The organism is Mucilaginibacter paludis DSM 18603, assembly GCF_000166195.2.
Lineage (GTDB): Bacteria > Bacteroidota > Bacteroidia > Sphingobacteriales > Sphingobacteriaceae > Mucilaginibacter > Mucilaginibacter paludis.
This window is the reverse complement of the sequence record NZ_CM001403.1, coordinates 2,398,583-2,422,583: the sequence shown is the minus strand read 5'-3', so window position 1 is coordinate 2,422,583 and position 24,001 is coordinate 2,398,583. Positions and strand designations below refer to the sequence as shown.

22 protein-coding genes are annotated in these 24,001 nt (G+C 42.0%); 14 read left to right on the top strand and 8 right to left on the bottom strand.

The window, feature by feature from the left end:
- Nucleotides 1-80 precede the first annotated feature (80 nt).
- Nucleotides 81-1,586: a hypothetical protein gene (locus tag MUCPA_RS38620; RefSeq protein WP_008506163.1), complete on the top strand. Its 1,506-nt coding sequence runs from the start codon at nucleotides 81-83 to the stop codon at nucleotides 1,584-1,586.
- A gap of 95 nt (nucleotides 1,587-1,681) precedes the next feature.
- On the opposite strand, the gene MUCPA_RS10005 is transcribed toward MUCPA_RS38620, so the two are convergent.
- Complete coding sequence (locus tag MUCPA_RS10005; protein WP_008506162.1) at nucleotides 1,682-2,893, bottom strand: hypothetical protein; 1,212 nt, start codon at nucleotides 2,891-2,893, stop codon at nucleotides 1,682-1,684.
- Between the two features lie 242 nt (nucleotides 2,894-3,135).
- Between MUCPA_RS10005 and MUCPA_RS10000 the strand changes: the two genes are divergently transcribed.
- The gene (locus MUCPA_RS10000; protein ID WP_008506161.1) at nucleotides 3,136-4,116 is read left to right on the top strand and encodes a hypothetical protein; all 981 of its coding nucleotides are present in this window, start codon (nucleotides 3,136-3,138) and stop codon (nucleotides 4,114-4,116) included.
- A gap of 68 nt (nucleotides 4,117-4,184) precedes the next feature.
- Nucleotides 4,185-5,102, top strand: coding sequence for a hypothetical protein (locus MUCPA_RS09995; protein WP_169316164.1), 918 nt, complete (start codon nucleotides 4,185-4,187; stop codon nucleotides 5,100-5,102).
- Between the two features lie 78 nt (nucleotides 5,103-5,180).
- Here the strand turns inward: MUCPA_RS09995 and MUCPA_RS09990 are convergent, their stop codons facing one another.
- Nucleotides 5,181-5,915: a hypothetical protein gene (locus tag MUCPA_RS09990; RefSeq protein WP_008506159.1), complete on the bottom strand. Its 735-nt coding sequence runs from the start codon at nucleotides 5,913-5,915 to the stop codon at nucleotides 5,181-5,183.
- A gap of 146 nt (nucleotides 5,916-6,061) precedes the next feature.
- Nucleotides 6,062-7,540 (bottom strand): caspase family protein, encoded by a 1,479-nt coding sequence (locus MUCPA_RS09985; RefSeq protein WP_008506158.1) that lies wholly within the window; start codon nucleotides 7,538-7,540, stop codon nucleotides 6,062-6,064.
- A gap of 468 nt (nucleotides 7,541-8,008) precedes the next feature.
- On the opposite strand from MUCPA_RS09985, the gene MUCPA_RS09980 reads away from it, so the two are divergent.
- The 8 genes from MUCPA_RS09980 to MUCPA_RS09955 all read left to right on the top strand — a co-directional run bounded on the left by MUCPA_RS09980 (nucleotide 8,009) and on the right by MUCPA_RS09955 (nucleotide 13,972).
- Entirely contained in the window at nucleotides 8,009-8,560 is a 552-nt protein-coding gene (locus tag MUCPA_RS09980; protein WP_008506157.1) for a hypothetical protein, read from the top strand.
- A gap of 78 nt (nucleotides 8,561-8,638) precedes the next feature.
- The gene (locus MUCPA_RS39215; RefSeq protein WP_008506155.1) at nucleotides 8,639-8,767 is read left to right on the top strand and encodes a hypothetical protein; all 129 of its coding nucleotides are present in this window, start codon (nucleotides 8,639-8,641) and stop codon (nucleotides 8,765-8,767) included.
- Nucleotides 8,768-8,770: 3 nt separating this feature from the next.
- A complete protein-coding gene (locus MUCPA_RS37655; protein WP_008506153.1) occupies nucleotides 8,771-8,938 on the top strand; it encodes a hypothetical protein in 168 nt (55 codons plus the stop codon).
- Between the two features lie 4 nt (nucleotides 8,939-8,942).
- A complete protein-coding gene (locus MUCPA_RS09975) occupies nucleotides 8,943-10,013 on the top strand; it encodes a DUF932 domain-containing protein (RefSeq protein WP_008506151.1) in 1,071 nt (356 codons plus the stop codon).
- A gap of 48 nt (nucleotides 10,014-10,061) precedes the next feature.
- Complete coding sequence (locus MUCPA_RS09970) at nucleotides 10,062-10,436, top strand: hypothetical protein (protein WP_157543863.1); 375 nt, start codon at nucleotides 10,062-10,064, stop codon at nucleotides 10,434-10,436.
- A gap of 278 nt (nucleotides 10,437-10,714) precedes the next feature.
- Nucleotides 10,715-12,841, top strand: a complete 2,127-nt coding sequence (locus MUCPA_RS09965; protein ID WP_008506148.1) for an AAA family ATPase — start codon at nucleotides 10,715-10,717, stop codon at nucleotides 12,839-12,841.
- 18 nt (nucleotides 12,842-12,859) lie between these two features.
- Nucleotides 12,860-13,093: a hypothetical protein gene (locus MUCPA_RS09960; RefSeq protein WP_008506146.1), complete on the top strand. Its 234-nt coding sequence runs from the start codon at nucleotides 12,860-12,862 to the stop codon at nucleotides 13,091-13,093.
- A gap of 21 nt (nucleotides 13,094-13,114) precedes the next feature.
- On the top strand, nucleotides 13,115-13,972 hold the full coding sequence (locus MUCPA_RS09955; protein WP_050982067.1) for an HNH endonuclease: 858 nt from the start codon (nucleotides 13,115-13,117) through the stop codon (nucleotides 13,970-13,972).
- On the opposite strand, the gene MUCPA_RS09950 is transcribed toward MUCPA_RS09955, so the two are convergent.
- Nucleotides 13,965-14,393 (bottom strand): ASCH domain-containing protein, encoded by a 429-nt coding sequence (locus MUCPA_RS09950; RefSeq protein ID WP_008506141.1) that lies wholly within the window; start codon nucleotides 14,391-14,393, stop codon nucleotides 13,965-13,967. The genes MUCPA_RS09955 and MUCPA_RS09950 overlap by 8 nt on opposite strands.
- Before the next feature lie 5 nt (nucleotides 14,394-14,398).
- Nucleotides 14,399-16,459: a GNAT family N-acetyltransferase gene (locus MUCPA_RS09945; protein ID WP_008506138.1), complete on the bottom strand. Its 2,061-nt coding sequence runs from the start codon at nucleotides 16,457-16,459 to the stop codon at nucleotides 14,399-14,401.
- A 591-nt stretch (nucleotides 16,460-17,050) separates the two neighbouring features.
- On the opposite strand from MUCPA_RS09945, the gene MUCPA_RS35930 reads away from it, so the two are divergent.
- Nucleotides 17,051-18,277 carry a thioredoxin family protein gene (locus tag MUCPA_RS35930; protein WP_008506136.1) on the top strand — a complete coding sequence of 409 codons (1,227 nt, stop codon included), beginning with the start codon at nucleotides 17,051-17,053 and terminating at the stop codon, nucleotides 18,275-18,277.
- A gap of 143 nt (nucleotides 18,278-18,420) precedes the next feature.
- Here the strand turns inward: MUCPA_RS35930 and MUCPA_RS09935 are convergent, their stop codons facing one another.
- The 3 genes from MUCPA_RS09935 to MUCPA_RS09925 form a co-directional block, all read right to left on the bottom strand.
- The gene (locus tag MUCPA_RS09935; protein WP_008506134.1) at nucleotides 18,421-19,134 is read right to left on the bottom strand and encodes an SDR family NAD(P)-dependent oxidoreductase; all 714 of its coding nucleotides are present in this window, start codon (nucleotides 19,132-19,134) and stop codon (nucleotides 18,421-18,423) included.
- 76 nt (nucleotides 19,135-19,210) lie between these two features.
- The gene (locus tag MUCPA_RS39210; protein ID WP_262492993.1) at nucleotides 19,211-19,333 is read right to left on the bottom strand and encodes a hypothetical protein; all 123 of its coding nucleotides are present in this window, start codon (nucleotides 19,331-19,333) and stop codon (nucleotides 19,211-19,213) included.
- A gap of 154 nt (nucleotides 19,334-19,487) precedes the next feature.
- Nucleotides 19,488-21,866, bottom strand: a complete 2,379-nt coding sequence (locus tag MUCPA_RS09925) for an outer membrane beta-barrel protein (RefSeq protein ID WP_008506132.1) — start codon at nucleotides 21,864-21,866, stop codon at nucleotides 19,488-19,490.
- Between the two features lie 121 nt (nucleotides 21,867-21,987).
- Here MUCPA_RS09925 and MUCPA_RS35925 point away from each other — a divergent pair, with 121 nt between their 5' ends.
- Nucleotides 21,988-23,298 carry a sensor histidine kinase gene (locus MUCPA_RS35925; RefSeq protein ID WP_008506130.1) on the top strand — a complete coding sequence of 437 codons (1,311 nt, stop codon included), beginning with the start codon at nucleotides 21,988-21,990 and terminating at the stop codon, nucleotides 23,296-23,298.
- A complete protein-coding gene (locus tag MUCPA_RS09915; protein ID WP_008506128.1) occupies nucleotides 23,295-23,981 on the top strand; it encodes a response regulator transcription factor in 687 nt (228 codons plus the stop codon). The genes MUCPA_RS35925 and MUCPA_RS09915 overlap by 4 nt, the downstream gene beginning before the upstream one ends.
- The last annotated feature ends 20 nt before the right edge of the window (nucleotides 23,982-24,001 follow it).

The following is a 24,001-nucleotide window of genomic DNA, read 5'->3' as shown; positions in this document are numbered from 1 at the left end:
GAATATCAGCTGGATGGCACAAATAATTCTTCAAAATTCAACTTTCGATCAATAAACCTTACACTAAGAAAAAAGATACCATGGGCCTATATGTAGAATCTCTTAGTAATATACCATCTGACGAAAACGTGCCGGCAGGATCTAAAAAGGATTATTATATCTATTTGCTGGATTACGGCTGGGATGAACCCATCGGCAATGCTTTAATGGAAAATTATGCGAAGATGGCCTCCCTTGCCGCCAATAACCGGGCTGTTGTTATACGTGGAACTAACCGTGTGCATTTTGAAGATGAGGTGTTGTCGTGGCACAACATTAACGGTGAGGATGCTCAGGAGTTGTTACCTGCCATACTGATCACCAATCGAAACCCACACCACTTTAAGCCGATCTTTAACACCGGTGATGCCGATCCGGTGGAAAACGACCTGCGGCTGATCCTGATCCCGTTAAGAAAATTTTGCCGCAATGCGACCGAGGTGGTGCACTTGATCGAGCGTATATTCACTGATATCAAACAGCAAAAAGCGCTCAAAGATTTCAAAATTGCCACCACCGTACCGAAAGATGGCATTTTTGCGATGGCGGATATGATCACTTTAGAGCCTGATGATTCGGGCGGCCAGATACCTGTTGAAAGCATTAAAAACTATTTATATTCAGGCAACGGTAATGCCCTTACCGTTGAAAAGACTGTGCTTCCTATTCATTTTGAGGATCGTAGTGGTGGTGAATTTGAGCGCCTGGTATTTGCCTATGTTTCGCGCCTCAAAAATTGGGACAAGATCGAATGGCTGGGCCAGTCCGGCGATGATGATGGGCGAGATATTTGGGGTGAATATCAGGGTACGACTTACTGTTATCAGTGCGCCAATTACCGTTCATTGGTATTGAAGAAAGTAACCGATGATATTGATAAACTTGTAAATGCAGATGTGGTGCCTAACCACTTTATCGTGGTCTGCGGCGGCAAGGTGAGCAATAACATGCGAACAGCGATCAAGAGTTATGCAGCTCAGTATGGTGTTGCAGAAACTCATATCTGGAGTAGTGGCGAATTAGAGGAACGGTTGCGAAAAGAGGCCCCTGAACTTTTAAAGCGATTTGTTGATGGTGAGGTGTTCCCCGAATTAAATAAGGCAAAAGACGTTGTTGTTAATGATCAGGAAATATTAAAGCAGATCATTCAATGTTTTGACCGCCCGGCATTTACTACATCATTTCACCGGGAAGTCAATATACCTCACTTTGAAAAGGCAATTGCTGACACAATAGAGGTATTAAACACTGGGGTGCACCGGCTTAGGGACGGTACTGTTATCCGCAAGATACCTTCGCGGCACGAACTATCTGGAAAAAGTCTAAAGGAGGGCTTAACAGCTATTTATAAATTGGTTGTTAATTTACGGGATACGCTGGTGGATCTGAAACGGAAAAAGGAAGTCAAAGGTTGCGAATGCGGTCAAGCGGATTGCCCTACCTGGTTCTTTACTGATAATGCCGGTCAACAGATGGACGATATTCGTCGTTCTATTTTTGAAGAGTTCAAGCGCATTAAGCCTGACTTTAACTTAGCAATCGAGTAATATTGTTATCAATGAGATACTTAAAGATGATTTTATCAATAAGGAATTTGAAGCATTGCGCTATAAAATTAAATTATAACGCAACTCACCATTAGTTACATCCTTTTCATAAAGGGGCTATCTTGTAGATATCGCAGTAAATTGTCAGTATTTCGCTGGCTAACACTCGTTTGTAAAAGCATATCGATGTTATGTAGATCAAGCAGGTCGCCGCAGCCGGCTTCCGTAAACAGGGGTTTCAATATCGGGTCATCTATAATATTTAAACTTCTAAAGCCGGTTAGCGTGTCTATGCCAAGATATTGCTTATCCAGTTTCTTTAATCTCGTTAATTCTGCCAGTTTGCGCCCTTCGGGTGTGCCATCATTGGTGAGGAACAAAAAGGTTCGGACGACCATTTTGTCGTCCACTAGGTCAACGGCGAGATAACCGACCTTTTTACCGAGTACGCTTAGCGGTAGCAGATTCCCGTCTACCAGGTAAAAATCTTCTGTCTGGTCATGGAATAGACATTCCAGTATATATAACAATATGCCGCCCTGTATCGCAAGCCGCTCAATTAGCCGCGCCGCGGCATGCTGCTGAAAAAAGACCGGGACAGGCTTTGACAATTCCACAGGGAAGCCCAGTTTGGAGGGAACTACCGTTACCTGCTTTAATTTGCCGTAGATGTCAGGCCAGCACAAGGCCGTTAGTTCACGCGTCTTCCCATCTATCATTAGCCGTTCGTGGTTCGGCCTACCTGTGCTAAATTTGATCTTATTATCGGCATTGGTGTGGATAACAAGCATGGAGGTAGAGGAGTAATCCGTCAGCAGGGCTTTGCCGTTAATGTCGCCGTAGATAATACACAGGCTGTTAATGAACTGCATGATCTTTTCGGCCATTTGTAAAAAGATTGGTGAACAGATGCCGTAAGTATCTGCAACTTTTCCATGAACGAATAGGTTGCTGTTTCTTTTATGCAAGGTGTCCGAGTACGTTGCCAGTAAAATACCGTCCCGAAAATAATCGGCTACAGGCATGGTTTCACCTGTTAGTGTCTTGAAAGAAAGGTCGGTTAATCGCAGGCGGAAGTGTGTTTGCCAGTTAGCTTCCTGTTCTTTAGTGAAGACACCCAAAGGAAATTCAAGTTTTAACGGTGGCAGCCGCTGCTGGAATAACTGCGGCAGATGTTCATTGGGAATTGTTGCAAAAAAGTCTTTCCCGACCATCAAGTCACAGGCAGTTCTAAAGCGCTGTAAAAATGCGTTGTACAGCTCTTTCTCCTGTACCGTAGGTGATTTAAAAACTGACTTTTTCTTCATAGCAGCCTCCTAATTTCATAACTTTTTATGTAAATAAGTAATGTTGACACATGTTGATGTTATAATGCAAATATTGAAGCGATTAACGTTCGAATGATTCGGTTTTCTAATTTTGCTTTCAATTGTTTTGGGTTTGGTTTAAAGGGGTGGATATACATCATTATACGGCTGTCCATAACTGATGATGATGCCCTAATTATTTAATACTTACGATTCCGAAGCGTTTTCATAAATTTACTTTGATGAGTAATAAAACGGGCTGGAAAGAACATTTATTAAAAAGTGGCATTCCATTAGAATTTGAGATCAAAAAATATCTGGCAAGAAAGGGTTGTATCAGCAATTTTGAATATACCTACTTAAGAAATAATGAATCGGATCTGCCTACCGAATTTTCTTATGATATAGACAGTTCTTACATTAAGGGCCATCATTTTGTTGATTTGATGATTGAATGCAAGTACCGGCACGAAAGTACAAAGTGGGTATTTCTCCCGGAAGAATACGGAGGCCCTGATGAGATCGAGTTTACTTCTTTTATGCATAAGAACAGCCATTTTAGCACCGCAAGGCAAGTCCGTTACGATCATCCTATAGCATTTGCGCCACTATGCTCAAAGGGAATAGAATTGACTTCAGAGGGACCGAATCCTAAAACCATAACCCAGGCGATAAACCAGCTCTCGTATGCGATGGCGGAGCGGATAGTTAACGGAATGCATCACCAGCTGGATGTGGTTTTAGGTGAACAATTTGGCGGCACCAATTTCTATAATATCCCGATAATTATTACCACAGCGGAGTTATACAGGATTAAGGAGGAATCGGATATTGAAACAATAAAAGGCGCTCAAAATATAGAAGATATTTCAGATAAAGCTCCTTTTCTCATCATAAAAAATAAACCGGGAATAGATCTGGAAACCTATAATAACCAGATTTTCCAGGCTTTTATTGACGAATATGGTAAGGAGAAATTAGAGAAACATCTGTTTTCTTTTAATAAAGATGTTGATTTTGTGATGTCTGTAATCGCAAAGGACTATTGCCCAAGGGCTATTGCGGTCATCCATTATTCAAAAGAGGAAAACGGGCTGGAACAATTCTTCACTTATATTGACCGGGTTTTTAATCCCGATGAAGAAATTATTGCGCTCATTAAGCAAAAAAGCGATGAGCTTAAAGCGATGTTGCAGAAATTCCAAACGCGTAAAAAAGCTTGACCTACTCACGGAATATGGATCTTTTTACACCAATGGTCGAACAGAATAAACTTCATCACAATTTTGTTATGACGGTTGCACCCCACGCTTTGGGCGTGAGGAAAGTTATTTCTGATTGGGCGAATGGATTTGTTGATAGGGATGGAAAGTTTATTAAGGAATTTCAAACCACTTACAATTCAAGCTTTTGGGAGTTGTATCTGTATGCTGTAATGAAGCATTTTAAACTGGATGTTGATTTTTCGTTCGCCTCGCCTGATTTTGTTATTAAAAATCGAAACCTAATCATAGAGGCGATCAGTGCAAACCATGCGCATGATGATGTTCCTGAATGGGAAAAAACAATCCCCGGAATTACCGAAGGCAACAGTTTTGATGTATTTAAACACTCTGCTATACGATTATCCAACGCGTTTTCAGCTAAGGTCAATAAATATAGAACCAACTATGCCCAGCTTAATCATGTAAAAGACAGACCTTATATTATTGCTATATCCAATTTTAGCCGGCAAGATTTTAACCTGCATGGAGACGTACCATTGCAATGGTTGCTGTACGATGTCCTGGAGCAGAAATCCCTAACCAAAAGCAACGATAGCACTGTCGATTTGGGGCTATTCAGATCAAATGCTTTTCAAGATATAAGCGCCGTTTTGTATAGTTCACTGGCGACGTTTGGAAAGGCAAGGGTGCTTGGCGACGATACTGGTGACATTACCTGCCATGCCATTCGCATTAAAAACAACTATGAAATTTTAAAAATACAGGCCAATATATCAGAATATAAAGAGACACTTACCGATGGCCTGCGGCTTTTCGTAAACCCTTTCGCTAAAAACCCGATTAACATTGACGATTTTGTTAATGGGGATATCAGAATTTTTATTGCGGATAAAAATGGCGACTTAACGGTTTCCTGTCATGAAGACGGTGATCTGTGTATGCGGTTTATTGATTCCAAATTCCCCAAACACATGCTTAAATAACCTTAATACTGGCTAAATGGGTATTACATTTTTAAGCAACGATCTTCAGTATTAGATCGTGTTAAAGTAAAGGTTGCGTTATTTACAATAGACAGTTGCAAACATGCAAGCCTTATCAATTTCATCTTTAGTCAGCCGGTATTTTCTTTCCAATTTCTTCCATTCCTTATTGATTAACTTATCGGAATAGACATCATGTTCAGTTCCATAATCGGGATACAGCTTATCTGCTGCGTGAATACTGTTAAGTTCAATATCGTTGACAGTCTTGTTAAGGTCACACATATCCACGCCTCTTGAAGCCAGTAGCTTTTTAATTTTCGCAAGCTGGATTTCATCTTTAGATAATACTTTATCCTTTAAACCCAAGGAGGCATTAACTTTGAAATCGTTAAAAGAAAGGTATGGATTCGTATCGCTTGGGCCTTTCATCAACATGCCCAACCATGCGGACGGGTCGGTCTTTGCCAGTTTTTCTGTTTCAAAGAGGTAGACAGCCACAACAGTCGGTTCACTAAAATTGGTGTAACCGCCTTCATGTCGGTAGGTATTATAAATATTATTTAAAGTCAATTCAAGTTCATTTTTATCTTTAAAACCGGAGGGTAAATAAGCCATTACCTTGATTTGCGCTTTACCTGATGTTTCCAGTTTATCCGCGCTTACGACGGCGTAGTTTTTAGGTTTGGCAACATTGGCTTTGACTACTGTATCGGCTACAGATACTTTGTTCTTTTTTTCTGGACTTCCACAGCCCGTTACAAGTAACAAAATAAGGCTGAGTAGCAGTAAAGGAGATAGGTTTAGTTTCATTGGTTAAATATACAGCAACATTCTTTTATAATAATTGGTTAGATAGTGACAAACTTAGTCGAAACAAAAATCAATCCCGATCTCCCAGTCGCAGATACACCTAACATACTCTCGGCAAGGTAATATGAAAACATACTGGTAGATCACTAATCTTGTCGATATAACTTGAAGCTGTCGGGTATATAAATTTTATTAAAATCTTTAAGGTCTTTATTACAGCTTACCCTTAGCATGCTTTTTGGCACACATAATTGCTTGCAAAGGGTCGTCATAAACTCATCTTTTGAAACCATAGCCACGTTCCACTCATCATCCTTATATGGCTCCATCAATTCAACGTTTTCGTGTTTTATCGACTTTACTTTAAAAGCTTTCCTTTCTTTTCCTGAAGCTAAAAAAATCTCCTCTTCTCCTTTAATTTCGATGGCACACGCTTTTGGTGAGATCCCCGGTATATAAAATATATAGTCTTGAAAGGGCGACAGTTGGTTTTTTATAAATTCAAATGATTTTATATAACTTTTATTGGTTTGCAATTTGCAAACTGCTTCTAATAGGTCACTCTTATAATTACCGTTTCGAAATACACCCTCTGGATTAAAATATATTTCATAAAGTATGCCATTCAAAACATGGTTTTCCCCATTTACGCTGTATTTTGACACCCATGTATCAAGATTATTAATGATCCACAAAGCACTTCTCTCTGTTCCGTCTGCAACTTGTAGTATATTTCTTCCAACTAAAAATTTGGAACTATCGTCGATTGTAGCCGGTGAAAGTTGATTTAGTTTAGCAATGGCAGCCTTTTGCTTATACCAGTCATGAGATTTCATCTCCGTAATAATGTTGTCTACAGCACTGCCAGAAGAAATGAAATCCTTATCTGAGATACAATCATCACGATATGGTAAATCCGGTGAATGGATCAATTGGCCAGAGTTGAAAAAGAAATTACCGATAAGGGAGGTGTGTTCCCAGCTTGTTTGTTTTCCATCTGACAGGTCGAAAACACTAGTCCTGACACGTTTAAAAAATTCTTCTAATGGAATATTGGCATCCTCAATATGGTTAAGTAATGCGCCAGTATAAATACTGTTATTTCCTGATCCCGAATCTTTAGCTTTTTCACCAGGAGAGGTTGAAAATGCAATGATTGTTCCCTTTGGCGCGTGTATAGGCGCAAGCCCTTCTGAACCAATACTTCTATATTTATCAGCTAAAGGATTATCCCGGCACGCATCTAATATGATTATATTGATCTTAGTTTGGGCTACCTGCATATATTCGATTACCTCACCCAAGTAATAGGCCGTCCGATGCACGGATGCTTCATCATTGAAATTTGTATCAATCGCAGTTAGATAATTCTTTCCCTTGCTTTGTAATCCATGACCAGAAAAATAAAATAGACCAACATCATATCCTTTTAACTCTTCTCCGTATTCACTTACGTTCCTTTCAAAAGTTTCTATAGTGCAATCTGTCACCCTTTTTACCGCAAATCCAAGTTTCATCAACTTAGCGGCTATGTCCTTAGCGTCGTTTACAGCATTATTCAATTTATACCTTCCAGGATAATTGGCGTTACCTACGATTAGCGCCAAAGCAGTCATTTTACTCATCAATGTGGGTTTAGTAGCGGTTAAAATTACGAAGTTTTAGGTCTTAAATTTTACATCAGCTTTTAAAAGTGAAATCAAGCCAGCAGTTCCAGCAGCTTCATTCCGTTCCTCCATTCAGCAGCTTCCCTGCATTTTAAAAGATCGCCCATTTTGGGCATCGCATTCGCATCACCCAAAACCGGGCGAACTTTTTTCCTGACACTTTATAGGATTTATTAGGCTTGATAAAATTGGTATTAGGCTGTTTGTGTAGCAAATTTCTGAATCGCAGTGCGCCCAGCCAAGGCCAGGCCCTTCGGGTTTGCTGAAAAAAAATCTCCACACCTCCGCTGCGCTCCGGGTAGTATTTTTTTTCGCAAAGCCTTGTCTGTTCACCCTGCTAATCAGGTGAGGTTGCTTAACAAAAAGCCAGAAATGGCTCCTGCCGAAAGGTAGTACGCAGGGTGTACAACTAAAATTCTATTAAAAATGGAAACGAATGTAAAAAACAACAACAGCGGAGTTGCAGCAGTTAACCCCGTTAAAGCGGACAAGGTGGCAAAGTTTGTAGCGGGTAATCCGGTAAATGCGGTATCAAAAGCCGAACCTGTCATGGAGGAAGTTAAAAAAGAAGCGGACAAAGTACCAGCGACCACATCGCAACAGCCTGAACCGCCGAAAGCGGAGGCACCGAAAGCCGAAGTTAAGGCAGAGCAGGTAAAGGAAGAGCCAAAAAAAATCGTGCTGAATTTAGAGGGTACGCTGAAATTTATCGAAGAAATGCACCGCAAGGCGAAACAGCGTACAAAGCTACAGGACACTATTAAAAATTTGGATGATTTTGAAATCGAGTTGCGAGACGAGGCAGATACGACCGATACCAATTATTATAACGGTTGTGTACTAACCATCGAAGATGATAACCGCAGGAAATTTGAGACCAAGAACCCGACGATCATCTGGACGGTAGCGCAGTTGGTGAACAATATGTGCATTGAAAAATTAGCCGAAATCGAAGCGGGTATTGTCATTCCGCAATAGCTGAAATCAGAAACGCCCCCTTTCCCAAAACTCCAAAGGGGGCGTTATTAAAACTTTTTTCAAATTCTAATTAACCAAATGTATCAACTATTCATCGAGTTAACAAACCAAATCTATTGGGAGGGTTATGCAGCGCAATTGGCGATAGAAAACCCGGCATCATTTCAAATGGAGCTGGCACAGTTTACAAATAATTATCATTCATAAGATATGTACGATACCATTTTCTTACTGGTCAAGGCGACCATACAGACCAAGCATAAAAATGTACACGAGGCGATTACCGAGATACAACAAAAGGCCACTTGTACTATTAGCAACACCCGAAAGGTGAAAATACACGAACTAAAATTTATGGACTATAAACTAAAATCTTAAAAGCATGGCACACGATATTAATTTCAATGAACAGACAGGTAAACACAGCTTTTTTTCAGTTAAGGAAAAAGCATGGCATGGGCTGGGCCAAGTCATAACAGACTACCCAACAAGCGCAGAGGCGATAAAATATGCGGGTTTAGATTACACCGTTGAAAAACGCAACCTGTTTACCTATGGTGATGATACCGACGAGAACACCGAGGATAATGATGTAGTAATGGAATGGCGTATTGATGTACCTAATCATTACGCAACCGTACGAACCGATACTGACCAAGTTTTGGGCGTGGTCGGCAAGGACTATGAAATCGTACAGAATGTTGATGCCTTTACATTTTTTGATGCCATTGTAGGTGGCAAGGAAGGCATTTTATATGAAACCGCAGGGGCGTTAGCCAACGGCTCACGGATTTTTATAACCGCTAAATTGCCTGATTATATCCGTGTCGGGCGTAATGATTGCATTGAGCGCTATTTATTCCTGACTACTTCACACGATGGTTTAGGCAGTATTCAGATTGCTTTTACGCCTATTCGTGTAGTATGTCGCAATACGCTGAACGCAGCATTAGCCAACCAAGTTAACTGCATTAAGATACGCCACACGGCGAGTGCCACCGATAAATTAAAGGAAGCGCATAAAATGATGGGTATCTCTAATAGTTTATCGGAAGAACTGGAAGCGATTTATAACCGCTGGTCAAGAGTAAGGATAACAGACAGAGAAGTTAAAAAACTGATACAGTTGGCAATGGCACCGAGTAAAGAAGTTTTAGCCAATGTACAGAAAGGCTCAGATGACGAATTGTCTACCCATTTTAACAACTTGGTAGACGATGTTTTTCAATACGCGATGATTAGCCCAACCCAACTGGAGGAAACCACCAAAGGAACTCTTTTTGGCGCATACAACGCAGTAACAGGATATTTTCAAAACGTCCGCAACTTTAAAAGTGATGAAGCCAAGTTAAAATCCATCATGTACGGTACAGGCTTGCAACGCAGTCAATCGGCTTTTGACCTTTGCCACAAGTTCACGCAACACGGTTCATCCGCTTTATTATTCAACTAATTCCACAGGGGGATTTTATCCCCCTGTATTTATTTTATGCTTATTATTATGAAATCTATCAGCCAGTATAATAATGTAGAAAAAGCACGGACATTGCACCAGCTATTTCCCAGTGCGGTTAAGGGCTTTATTGCATTTGCAAAAGCCCACGCACAAAACACCATCGACCATAAAGACGAGTTATCCAAAAACTGGGGTAGCCAGCCGTTCACCTTTGATTTTTGGTTACAACTTGCCGAGGAAGTGGTAAAGAAAACGAAGTTCTATAACGGCAAATTAGTAACAAATGGTAAACTCTTTTCCGAGCAGTTGTTTGACGGCTATTTAGCGATCTATACCAATAATTGTTTTGACCTTTACAGCAGGCAGAAAGATTGCCCCGTTAAATTTAAACAGGCAATCGCCTTGTTTATCCTCCCTTAAACAAATAGCCCCCGACTATGGGGGCTACAATTTCCTATCAATTACCACGGTTAATTAGGGCACAAAAGGCTGAAATTTCCGCGCGGCCCTGCCGGGCATTAAGGTTTCTAGATCAATTATAATACGCCAAGTGATATAATTTGTTGGCTTGTTTACTCTTAGTGTAGCTAGAACACTAAATGACAAGGAATTATTGTACATCAGTCAATAAGTCAGTAAAATATATAATAATAGGGAATGGTATAAGTATTGTATGTTGATTATCAAATATTTAACTTATGGGAACAAAACTACTTAGATATAAAGTTATAAATTTCAGATCTATTGAAGAAAGTGATTGGATCACAGCAGGCGATAATACCTGTTTAGTGGGTACTAACGAAGCCGGAAAAACTAATTTGCTAATTGCTTTATGGAAATTACGTCCCGCAAATAACGAACCGATAGTACCTTTATCAGATTACCCTAGACATCTTTACAGTAATTTTAAAGCCGGAAATCATGAAAAAGACATATTTATAGAGGCTGATTTTGAACTTGATGAAACTGTTAGTAGTAAAGTTGCCATTGATTGTGGTTGCGACATAGAACAAGTCCGCACTGTCTTGGTAAAAAGGGCATTTGACGGCCTATACTATATTTCCTTACCCTATTCCAAAATACAATCTTACAACGAGTCCCGGGTTAAAACATTAATAGATGGTTTTAAAGTTAAACTTAGTAATTCTGAGGCCTTTACCAAAGAGCCAGAACTTTTACAAACAAAAATCACTGAAGCGCTAAATTCCTTATTACCGAACAATGAATCAGGAACCCTGAATTTAATTGAGGTAACGGCAATAAAAGAGAAAATAAATGGCTTGATTGGAGAATTTGGCAAGAAGCAAAATTTGCCTGAATTATTTAACACACATTTGCTAAAGCCGATCTTGAAAATCATTAATTCATTTAATGGTCAGGCAATCGTCACTACTGAAGAAACACGGAAATATATATTAACTAAACTGCCAAAGTTTGTTTACTACTCAGATTACGGAAACCTTGATAGCGAAATTTATCTACCTCGTGTTATTGAAGATATGGAGCGTACCGATCTTACTGAATCTGCCCGCGCCAAAGCTAGAACATTAGACGTACTCTTTCAATATGTGAACCTTTCTGCACAGGAGATTTATGATCTCGGAAACGACCGTAAAACTATCATCAAAAAACATGATGCCTACGATAGAGAGATAAGTTCAGTCGAGCAGAATTTGTCAGCAGAAGAAGTTACCGACTGGGCGGAAAAGAAAAAAGAACGGGGTGTTCTGTTAAGATCAGCTGCCGGCGAACTCACAAAAAGCTTTAAAAAATGGTGGCAGCAGGGCAACTATATTTTTTCCTTTGAAGCCGATGGTAGTCATTTTAGAATAAACGTAGCCGATGAGTTAAGGCCGGAACCGATAGAACTGGAAGGAAGAAGCCGTGGCCTGCAATGGTTTTTTAGTTTCTTTTTGGTGTTTCTTGTTGAAACTAAACAAGAGCATACGAATGCGATTCTTTTATTAGATGAACCAGGGCTGTCGCTTCACCCGCTGGCACAATATGATTTGGCAACGTTTTTTAAAAGGCTCTCCGAAGATAATCAGTTGATCTATACATCACATTCACCATTTTTAGTTGACATGGATAACTTGGCGAATGTAATGGCTGTTTATGTCGATAAAAGTACCGGACGTACAAAGGTATCTGCCAATCTACGCTATAATGAAAGTGACTCGGAAAAATCAATTTATCCAATTCATGCAGCATTAGGTTTGACGGTTTCAGATACTTTACTGCTTGGTTGCCTTGCTGTACTAGTTGAAGGCCCAAGTGACCAAATTTATTTAAGTATGATAAAGAGATACCTAGTGAGTAAAGGTAAGTTCCTGAACAGCAAAGAGGTGGTCTTTATCCCAACCGGAGGTGTTAAGGGAATGGCGGCAGTAACCAAACTCGTATCATCCAGGGATAATGTTCTGCCTTTTGTATTACTGGATTCTGATAAAGTAGGAAAAGACTATGCTAAACAGTTGAAAACGTCAACGTACAAGGATCAGCAGGATAAAATATTGGAGGTTGCCACATTTTTAGATGAAAAAGCATTTGAAATTGAAGACTTGATGCCTGTACAGCAGCTCATTGATATTGTTGATCGAAAATACCGTTCAGATAATTATTTTAACGATAGTTATGTTAAAGACGAACCCATTGTTGATCAAATTGAACTTTGGGCTGGCAAAAATAAAATCGAGTTGGAAAAAGGCTGGAAAGTTGAGTTAGCGAAAAGCGTAATTAAACAGTTCGATCGCGTCATGGGTGGGGTGTCTGAGGAATTAGAAGCAAAGTGGGTAACGCTATATGAAACGTTTTCAAAAAAATAGTTAACTCATCTCTTTAAAATGAAAACTATAAATATTAGAACAGACGCTGCAACGAGTTCAGTTCCAGTTTTGATTCCTTTTCAAGGAGGCCCGCATGATGACTTTGCTGATGGAGAGGAAGTGTTAATTCAACTTGTAAACAATGATGGCGAAAGAGTAGGCTACCCAGAAATTAGATCAGTAATCAAAACCATAAGTGCAGATGAAAATCAAAGTGCCTGGTATGATGCTTATATACCGATTGTACGATAAACTTTTATATTTTGAACTGTAATGCCAAATATGAAATGTGTATTTTGTAAACAGTCATCTGTTAGCTCAGTTACCGTTGAACATATCGTTCCCGAATCATTGGGGAACAAAGAACACGTTTTAGCAAAAGGCATCGTTTGTGATAAGTGTAATAATTATTTCGCTACCAAAGTTGAAAAAAGGGTACTGGAAACCGAGTTTTTTCGTAACCTTAGATTCAGAACAGGCTTGGAATCTAAAAAGGGACGTGTACCTCCTGGCAATGCTTTATTTCCAAAGACGGGATGTAAAGGAGAAATTAGTTTTGATGATGATAGCTCACCTTTAGCAATTAAAATAACTGTCGATAAAGAGACGTTTGACGCTATATTGGCAGGGAAAATTAAACAAACCTATATTCCTTTTAATTTTGAACTTCCTAAAGACAATCAGGCCATTTCCAGAATGCTTGCTAAGATAGCTATGGAGTTTATGGTTCAAAAGTTTTTACATGAGCCCGGATATGTGGAGTTTATGGTTGACGAAGAAGGCTTTGATCCGCTAAGAAACTACGCGCGTTTTAACCATAAGAACGAGACCTGGCCATATTCGGTTCGCAAGATTTATAATGAGGATGAAAAGTTCTTTAAGGCCGATGGAAATTCAGTCGATATGGTTTTTGAATGCGACTTTTTAGGTACAGAATTAGGGGAAATATATTTTGTGATTGCGTTTAAAGGTATTGAATTTGCATTAAACCTTGCGGGGCCTTCGGTTGAGGGTTATGAAGATTGGCTTGAATCCAACAACGGGTTAAGTCCTCTATATCGCCAAGGGATGGGTTTTGGATATTCACTGACGCCAGAATTCCTAAAGTCCAATAAAGATAATCCTATGTGATTAAATGCTTAAAATCCCTGAGAGCGGTAAACTTATTTAAATACTTAAATGTTTGCGGCGGTGTGAAACTCGGGTGGATCAATTTGATGGCACTCAATAAAATTTCTCCATTTAACGGAATAACTTCACTGAGTTCAATACCGACTGCTTTTTTGTTGTTTTTATAATAATCATCAAATCCTGTTTTGTCAATTCCAAGTCTATCATGGTACAAACGCCACATTTCCTCCGGTTCGCATTTAATAATTTGCTTCACAATCGCTATGGCTGTAATCGCCTTTTTGGGTTGAGTAGTATATATTATCAATGTATCACCGGCCACTGCTTTGGGTGCAGACTTTCTTAGTTCGATTGTTTTACGACCCGAAAGCATCTCCTTTACATATCTATCCTTTACAGATATAAGTATCAATTCGCTCATTTTACTCAGAATCCATTTCCCATAGCATACAATTCCATAAAGGTAGTGCTTTTAATGCGAAGCGGTGATTGAAAGTTATTATCCGATTCATTATACTTAACAAGTATCTGCTTTACTTTAGCCAGTGGTATTACGTTAGGAAATGACTCTGAATCACTGAAACGTAATACTTTTATGGGTTTAGTGGCTACCTCTTTTACCAGTTTTGAAATATCTCTCTTCCATGAATAGACCCCAAACTTTTCATGCTTTTTGAAAACCTCTTTAGCAGGGCCAACTACTATTTCATTTAGATATGAGGAACAAACAATTCCTTTTTGACGTGTAGAATTAACATCTGAGCTAGCATACCATAGAATCCTTGCGGGGGATTTTTCGACATTTGGGTTAATGTTACGATAGTAAACATTTTCTTTGCTCCAAATCAATGTTGGCTGTACGCCAAAGAGTTCCGCTTTAGCAGCTTTTGTATCAAATAACTCTTTTGCATAATGTGGCTTGATAGGTACAATAAAGCATGGGATGTCCGCATCACTGATTTTTAGCGGCCATAATAGCTTTTCCAGCTCCAATGCTTCCAAATTCGATTCGCCACTGATGGCGCTTATCAAATTTTTAAGTTCCGGGATCTTGTCGGAAATGATATTTAATTCTGCTGTTAATTCATCGATCTGATATATGCCGGATTTAATACCCCTAATGTATGCATCGTCCTTATAAAAGAACCCTGAATTTACAAGGATTTCTTTTTCAATACTTGTTAAATATCGGTCATCAATGACAATAAAACTCTTTTTCTTGTTTATTGCCAACTTAACCAAGTCGTTTATGTTCTGAATGAATATGGTTTGTCGCAATGAATATTGCTTGGTTCTGATCACTGGGACTATAAAAGTATCGTCAACCTCGAAATAACCAAAAAGCGCTACGATTTTGTCCGCTTCCTTTACAATCTGTACGCAACCAGTAGGCTTTGCAACAAGATCATTTATAGTTGAAATAAAATTCGACTTTTTCTCTCCAGCTCCGGTATTCAGAAACAGGTTATCAATTTCCTCCCGGTCGTCTGGTCTTAGCTTAAGTAGTGAAAAATTATTACCAGATAACTTGTTTGGATAATAATCTTCAGCATTAATAGAAAGGTCAATTTCTGAAATTAATGTGGAAGGAGTTACAACCTTACGCTGGTAAGTATTGAAAATTTCTTTTGACTGTTTTAATATCCCATCATCGAGTGTCACAAAATATGGGAATCCCGATAATATAAACTCTGCAACCTGTCTTCTGTCTGATCTGTCATTATCAGAAACACCCGGAAAAATCCCTAGTAATTCACCCTCTACAAGTTTTATACTTGGTTTATCAATATTCAATTCTGGGAAATCCTTTAAAAAAGACTTACTTCTGTCTCGCCTTACTGTATTTGCATCCCGAAATATTTCACTTGTTGTTTCTGAGGTTTGGTAATATTCAACTTCAGATACCAACCAATCACTTTGTAATTGGATAATTTCATCTCTAACGCCGTCCGTAACAGATATATCCATCAGCTTCGCTATAATGTTAAAATCCAATACCGCTTTAATTTTATCATTCTTCTGGATTGAAAAAAGATCCTCCCGACCAAAGTTAAACCACCAAACGACAAGATGTACATTAGGATTGTTACCACGACTAGGTAATTTCCCTTTAGGTTGAAAATTGTAACGGGTCCAGAATGATATTGCTTGAGCATAGTCACTTCGGCAGTTTAGCTTTATCCCCCTGGCCTTAAATTTAAAATCATCAACTAATTTATCTAATAAAAGGTCAGAGATTCTTTGCCCCCGTGACGATATATCTACACATAAATGAACAATAGATAGGGTTTGATTTTTAGCTGTATACCGAAACTGCAAGTAACCGACGATTTGATTAGCGCTTTCAGCCACCAATATCCATTTTTTTGCAATACAATCTTTGAACGCATCTCTTGGCATAAGGCCTAACGTTGCCCTATTTAATCCCCAGATTTTGCAAATACTGTCGAGGTGATCTGCTTTTGCATAGTCTATGTTTGGTTGCATGTAATAAAGTAGGAGCAGCCAATTTAATATTAAAATAATGAATTACCGAAACAAGGCTGTTTACCAGGCAAATTAACACTTAAATATAAATCAATAAGAGCCAGGAAACTCAACTTGCTGTCATTAAATCTCTGCGAGTATGGGTAGTACTGATTTTTAAAAATCAGTACTACCCATGAAATAATGCATGCTTTTATTCGGTGTCAAATTGAAGAATTATTGCCTTTTCCCATCTCATTGTATTCTTTCAATCTTTCAGGAAAATCGGCCAACCACTTCAAATCAGCGATAAACTTCGACGTAATTTGTACCGATAAGCACCTGCTTTACAAAAATGAGCATGTCTAATAACTTTTTGCCGGAAATATTTCAATGTTAATTATTTGATTTTCAGTTTATTTTCGTTCTATATGTGTCTATTTTGACTGGTTCGATCTCGGTTTTTAAAATCACAGAAATTTCCAGTACTACTGGCGATATCTAAGTCTTTCTTATCTGTTATAGCCTTAAAAATGAAGCCGGTCATTCTGCTGCTTATAACGGTTTTAAGGAAATTATTCAGAAAATGGTAAGCATGTGTACATTTGTAACATGAGAAGATCGCTGACTTTTTTGATGCTGTTGCTCGGCTTGGCCACGACGGTTCAGGGACAGGACAAACCCGGCATCCGCTTTTTTTCAGGGAACTGGAAAGCAATGCTGGCAGCAGCGCAGGCGCGTCACCTGCCCGTATTTGTCGATGTTTATACCGACTGGTGCGCTCCCTGTAAACGAATGGAAAAGGAGGTTTTTGTCCTGCCGGAAGTAGACTCATTCTTTAATGAGAACTTTCTCTGTTATCGCCTGAACGCCGAAAAAGGAGAAGGCCCCGGCATCGCAAAAGCTTATGGGATCAGGGCCTATCCGACCTGGCTCTACCTGAGTGCCGATGGCAGCCTCCGCAGCCGCCAGACGGATTACATGGCGCCTGCCGATTTTATCGCCTCTGCAAAAGTAGCCTTGGGCAAAGGCGCTGTGGCCGATAGCCTGGCGGTACTTTCGGCCCGGTTTAAGAACGGTGATCGCGACAGTGCATTTCTTCACCGATACCTGGAAAAGCGGACAGGTCTGCACTTAGACAACGCAGAGATCCTCGATGCATATATATTGGTGCTCCGCAATAAGGATCAAATTAGTGCAGAACAACTCCGGTTCCTGGTGGCCAACAGCGGTAATACCTGGTCAGCTGCGGTGCCGTTGATCGTAGGTCAACTGGATCAGCTCGACACTGCCGGACAAAGAAGCGTAGCCACAGACCTTTATAGCCGCCTGGTCTACAATGTCTGGGGTTATGCAGCCAAAACAGGCGACAAACCGCAAGCAGAACAAGCCATGGCGGTAGCAGAACGGCTTCATCCCCTGCTGGGCGAACAACAGCAAGCATCATTTGATAACGTGGCGTTGTTCCATTGCCGTAAATTCCGGGACCTAACCGGCCTGAAAAAAGTGGGCTACCGGCTGGCCGGAAAACAAATGGCCATTGACACCGCCTTCGCGCGGCATCAGGACAAAGTGATGTATGAAAAGGTGAAAAGTTTTTACACAAATGAACCTGCGGACCCGGTGAAAAAGCAGGACTTTAACGAAGAAAAAAAACTCGCCATGGGGCAATACTCCGGGCAGGCCGCCGCCACCCTGTATAATGTCGCCGAAGCCTTCGCAGAAGTACTTCCGCCAAACGATCCCGGCCGGAAGGATGCACACGGGTGGGCAGAACGCGCTTTTTTGCTGGTGCCGAATCTGCGTACCCGTGAACTGGCCGAGCGCTTGAAGCGTTAAAAATTCTTTACCTGTAACGTATATATATTAGATACGTCTATCTAAGACTTTATCAAATGAAAAGTTAAAATAATTTTAGCTTTATTAATTTCATTAAGTGAGAATACTAAGGAATTTTAAGGCACTTGACTGGTAATAGGTGCCTATTTATTTATAAGCCTAAATATACATGCAACAATTGCCCACCTCTTTGTGATGTAAACTAAAGTCTTTTTTTTATTTATTGCAGTGATGATCTGGGAAGCAGCTTTACTAACCGGCGCGACCCAAAACAATCCTTCTCCTTTTGCCATTTCGGTATCAACCAAACCGGGCCTGACATCTGTAATAGTGATCGGCAGATTTGACTTTTTCAGCTTGCGCCGCAAACCCTTTAAATAGTTAATTTGAAAGGCCTTACTGGCATAATAAGCGGGCGCTACATCGCTGCTTATCATGCCTGCAAGCGAGGTTATTGCCACAAAGTGGCCGGAGCCTTGTTCCTCGAATGTTTTAAGGGCCCAGTTAGCGATCTTAGTAAAGCCTGTTACATTCAGTTCAACAGTCTGCCGTTCAATGTTAAAATCAAGCGTTTCATTGAGATCACCTACGCCTGAGGATAAAATCAAAAGATCAAGTCCGCCGAGTTGTTCCTTAAGATACTCCAGCTGGCCATTCACTGAATCAATGTCCGTATTATCCATCCGGGTGAAAAATAGCTTTTCAGGATATTGGGTTTTCAACTCTTCCAATAACTCCGCCCTTCTTCCCGTAATGCCAATAATATGATTTCCTTTCGCAAGTTGCAAGGTAAGTTCTTTACCTATACCGGAAGAGGCGCCGATAATAATAACTTTTGTTGCCGGAGTCGTATTCATTTGTAATATGTTAGATTAGACGTATACGGAGTTAGATAAAAGATTTTAGCTATGTTACAGATTGATTGGAACAATATTATCGTAAAGCAATATGAAAGACCGCTTTTGCAAACTGCCATAAGAGAATGCAGATCCGCTCACAGGCCCGCGCTTCACTGTCTTTGACGATCAGGCCCCATTTCAATTCAACATCGGCCATAGCGGAAGTTATGCTAGCGGCCGTATCTTTATTTTTCGAAATAAGCAGTTTTTCACCGGTTTGGGCATCCAGGAATATTAACGCCACTTGTGCCGGTATCCTTCATTTAAAGCATCCTGTTGACCGATTTACATGGATCACATGTAAGCGCTTTTTATAACCTGTTTTGTTCCTCTGTTTTCGCCTTTGCCGCCTTAGCTTTTAAGCCGGTATTACCCAGGTTGTATTTAAAGCTGATGCGCAGGTTCTGGCTGTCGCCGTAATAGGTGAAAAAATTGTGCTGATCCGCATAGTCCGAACTGACCTTCATCTTTTCACCACGGTAGATATCGGATACCAGTAGGGAAATCTCCGCACGGTTCTGCCATAGTTTTTTCCGGGCGCTGAAACCCAGGCTGCTGGTGCCGCTCACCTTAGCAGGGCCCTGCACACCCGCGGTATTGAAGCTGAAACTGATCCCTGCCGTAAAACCGGCTTTTTTATTCACCGTCAACTGGTTGTCCAGGCTGCCGTTGACGGTAAACGCCCGGTTATGTAATACCGTACCATCTGCAAGCCCGAAACTGCTTTCTACATGTCCCGGTCCGGCCTGCACGTCCACAGACCACCAGAGCGCGGGTTGCAAACTGGTGCTCAGGTCAATGCCGTAATAATGGTTACCGGGAATATTGGTTACTTTTTGGATCAGCGTATTGGTCGCGTTATCCTGGAAAGGCAGTTGTATGGTCGGGTTATGTTCGCTGATGTAATACAGCTGCGCATGGTAGTTTTCCTTATAATCATAATTCAGGTTAAACTGGTCGGTTAAGGCCGGTTTCAGCCGGGCATCGCCCACCAGGTAGGAATTAGGGCTGAAGTAGCTCCTGGAAGGGTTCAGGTAACTGTACTGGGGGCGGCTGATCCTTCTACCATAAGAGAACCCCAGCTGGTGATCCGGGGATAATTTATCCTGGATGAATAAGGTCGGGAACAGGTTGAAATAATGCTGGCTATTTAGCTCCGAGGGGCTTACTGAACGACTGTTAATGGCGGTATATTCCCCTCTTAGCCCGGCCTTGAAATTCCAGCTCTTCAGGTCTTTGTTCAGGCTCAAATAACCCGCAGAGACTGATTCATCATAGGCAAAGGTATTGCTCAGCGCCGGATCATTGACCAATCCGCCCGTGGTATCAATGCTGAATTCCACGCCGTTAGCCGCTTTTACCCGGCTGTATTTAAAACCGGTTTCCAAATCAAAAAGTTTGCTTTGTTTGCTGTAGTCCAGCTGCGTGCTGAATAAACGGATATGCTGGGTGTTATCCGTGGTAAAACGGGCGTTGCGTGGGTTAACCAAATAATAGGCCGTGCGTACATCCTGGTCAGCTTCGCTCCGGTAATTGGTATAGTTCGTCCCTAAGCTGATCTTTTCTTTGGCAGAAAACAGGTGCTCGTAATTCAGATTATAAGAACCGTTATGATTAGGTGCCAGCCGGTTATTCTGTGTCTCGAAATAAGAGACCAACTGGTGCGCCTGGTCGTAGATCCGGGTAGGCACGTTGTACTGTGCATGGTTCTGCCGGGCAATATAACCGTCCGTCCCGAGGCTCAGGCTATTGAGGCTGTCGATGGCATAATCCAAACTTACCCGGTAGGTATGTTCGGCATCCCGGTAATTCTTACGCCTGAGCTCATCCTCCCAGGTTTGCTGCCCGGCGGTATAGCGGGTCACTTCTTTGATCTCGTTATAATACACACCGGTGCCAAAGGTATAGCTGCCGGAAAGCGACAGCTTTTTCGTTTTGTAATACTGGCTGGTACTGACATTGCCTTTCGCATAGATACCCTGTACATAACTCCCGCCGATAGAACCTTTATAACCGGCCTGGGTATTCTTTTTCAGCTTGATGTTAATGACCGCGCTGCCCGAGGCTTCATATTTTGCAGGCGGGTTAGTGATCACTTCGACCGATTTTACATCCCCGCCATTGGTGCCTTCGAGGTAAGCTTTCAGTTCATCGCCGGATAAATAAACCTTTTTATCGTTGATTGTCACCAGGATACCCTTGCTGCCCCGGATGGAGAGTTCGCCGCCACCCGATTGTACCCCCGGCGCGCGTTTAACGATCTCCCAGGCATTGGTGGATGAAAGCGCGGTATTTTCCACGTTAAATTCCACGCGGTCGATCTTCCGGGTAACTGTGGGCTTTTTTGCCGCGACCGTCACTTCCCCCAGTAACATCACTTCCTCCTTCAGGATAATGACCGGCAAAACGGCATCCCCGGAAAGCGTAAGCTTTTGCTGATAAGCCTGTAAACCGACAGCACTTACCTGTAAAATATAATTCCCCTTACCGATTCCGGTAAAAACAAACCGCCCATCTTTATCAGTAAGGGTGTTTTTAAAAACCTGGGAGTCTGGCTGGTTCCTCAAAGTAAGGGTGGCATACGGAACCGGCTGGTGCTTTTCGTCTTGTAGCTGACCAGACAATTTGATCGACTGGCTGAACCCGGCCAGCGGCAATAACAGTAATAAGTAAATAAATCGGCGCATCATCTTTTGATTTGCTGCAAACATCCCTTAACGAAAGGCCGGATTGGGTTAATGCTTGGTTAACGGAATGTTAATGCCGCCCTTTCCTGCATTTAAATGAACCGGTCCAACTATCTTTGAATTTATGAAGCGCAAAATAAGATACCTGATCTGGGGATGCAGCCTGGCGATAACGGCACTGGCGGCGATCCAGTCTTATTTTATTTACAATACGTATATCCTCAAAGAGAAAGAAGCGCAAACCGCGGTACGCCTGGAACTGATCCGGATGGAGACCCTGATCAATATCGATTCGGTCCGGAATGCCTGGTTTGTTCATGGTAACGCCCTGCTGCGTACGCAGGGTATCACAACGGCCAAAAGTTTTTTCAGTTCCGGGGCCCCGGCGCTGAGCAGAAAGGTAGCCCAATATATCAATACCAACTCGGTACTGCACCAGTACCGCACGGTTTACCAGGTCGTGATCAACAAGGTCCTGCTGGAAAGCCCTTCCGGCCAAACGTTTACCTTGACCGACCGGCCCTGGTTCGGCAGTGGTCAGCTGTATGGCGAACAACTGGTCATCCATGACCTGACCACGGATAACAATATCAACGGCGGCCTCGTTAGGAACTTTACTTCCCGCTCCGGCTTCGCCATTAATGGGGGTGGGAACAGTATCCTGCGGGAAATGCTGGGCCTGCTGATCTTTTCAGTGCTGCTGCTGGGCGTGGTCATTTTACTTTTCTACCTGTCGATCCGTAGCCTAATCACCCAAAAGAAGATCTCGGATATGCAGACCGATTTTATCAACAACATCACCCATGAATTCAACACCCCGCTAGCTACCCTTGGTGTTGCGCTCAGCACTGTAAAAGACAGGCTCACGGGGCAGCCTGACCCGGTATTGGATAACTCGGTCGCCACCATCGACCGCCAGCAGCAAAGGCTCCGGAAACTGATCGGGCAGGTGATCTCGCATACCGCCGGACCACAGCAGCTCCGGTTGCAGCGGGAACTGATCCATATGCCTGGCTTTATCGCAGAACTGCTGGAAGATTTTAAGCTGAGTAGCCCGCAGACCGAACTGATCGCTGAATTAGACAGCCAGATAGCTGCAATTAAAGCCGACCGCTTCCACCTGACCACGGCCATCGTGAATATCCTGGACAACGCTGTCAAATACGGCGGCGGGCAGGTTATCGTTACCACCGTTGCGGAAACGGATACTTACCAAATCGCTATCCGTGACAACGGTCAGGGAATCACTGAATCTGACCAGTCCCGTATCTTTGAAAAGTTCTACCGCTCCGAAAAGGGAGATATTCATAATACCAAGGGCCTGGGCTTGGGTCTTTATTACAGTGAACAGGTCATCACGGCCCATGGCGGAAAGATCCTGCTGCAAAGCGGTACAGGGCAGGGCAGCACTTTTACTTTAATCTTACCCCGATGAACAAACATATCCTGTTAGCAGAAGATGACCCGGATTTTGGCGGTATCCTTAAGCAATACCTGGAACTGGCAGGCTACCAGGTCAGCTGGAAAATGAACGGCGCGGAGGCACTGACCTTTTTCAAAACCGAAAGCGCGGACATCTGCGTGCTGGATGTGATGATGCCGGTCATGGATGGTTTTACGCTTGCTGAAAAGATCACAGGCATCCATCCGGGGATACCTTTTATTTTCCTGACCGCCCGGAACCAGAAAGAAGACCGCTTGAAGGGGCTGGGCTTGGGTGCGGACGATTATGTGGTTAAACCCTTCGAGGTAGAAGAACTCGTCCTTCGGCTGAAAAATATCTTAAAGCGTACGGAGCCGAATGAAACAACGGTACCGGAACTGGTTCAGATCGGCAACTATACCTTTGACTATCCCAGCCTGCTGCTGCGCCATGAAACGGGCGATACCCGGCTGACGGAAAAAGAGGCCACGCTGCTGCTGTATTTTTGTGCGCACCGCGACCGGCTGATCAAACGGAATGAACTGCTGCTGCATATCTGGAAGAGCGATGATTATTTTTCCGGCCGCAGCCTGGATGTCTTTGTTAGCAAATTGCGGAAGTATTTAAGCGCCGATCTGGAGATTTCGCTGGAAACTGTCAGGGGTACCGGCTTTGAATTCAGGTATCCAGCCTAATGGAGCTTCCGGCATGCAAC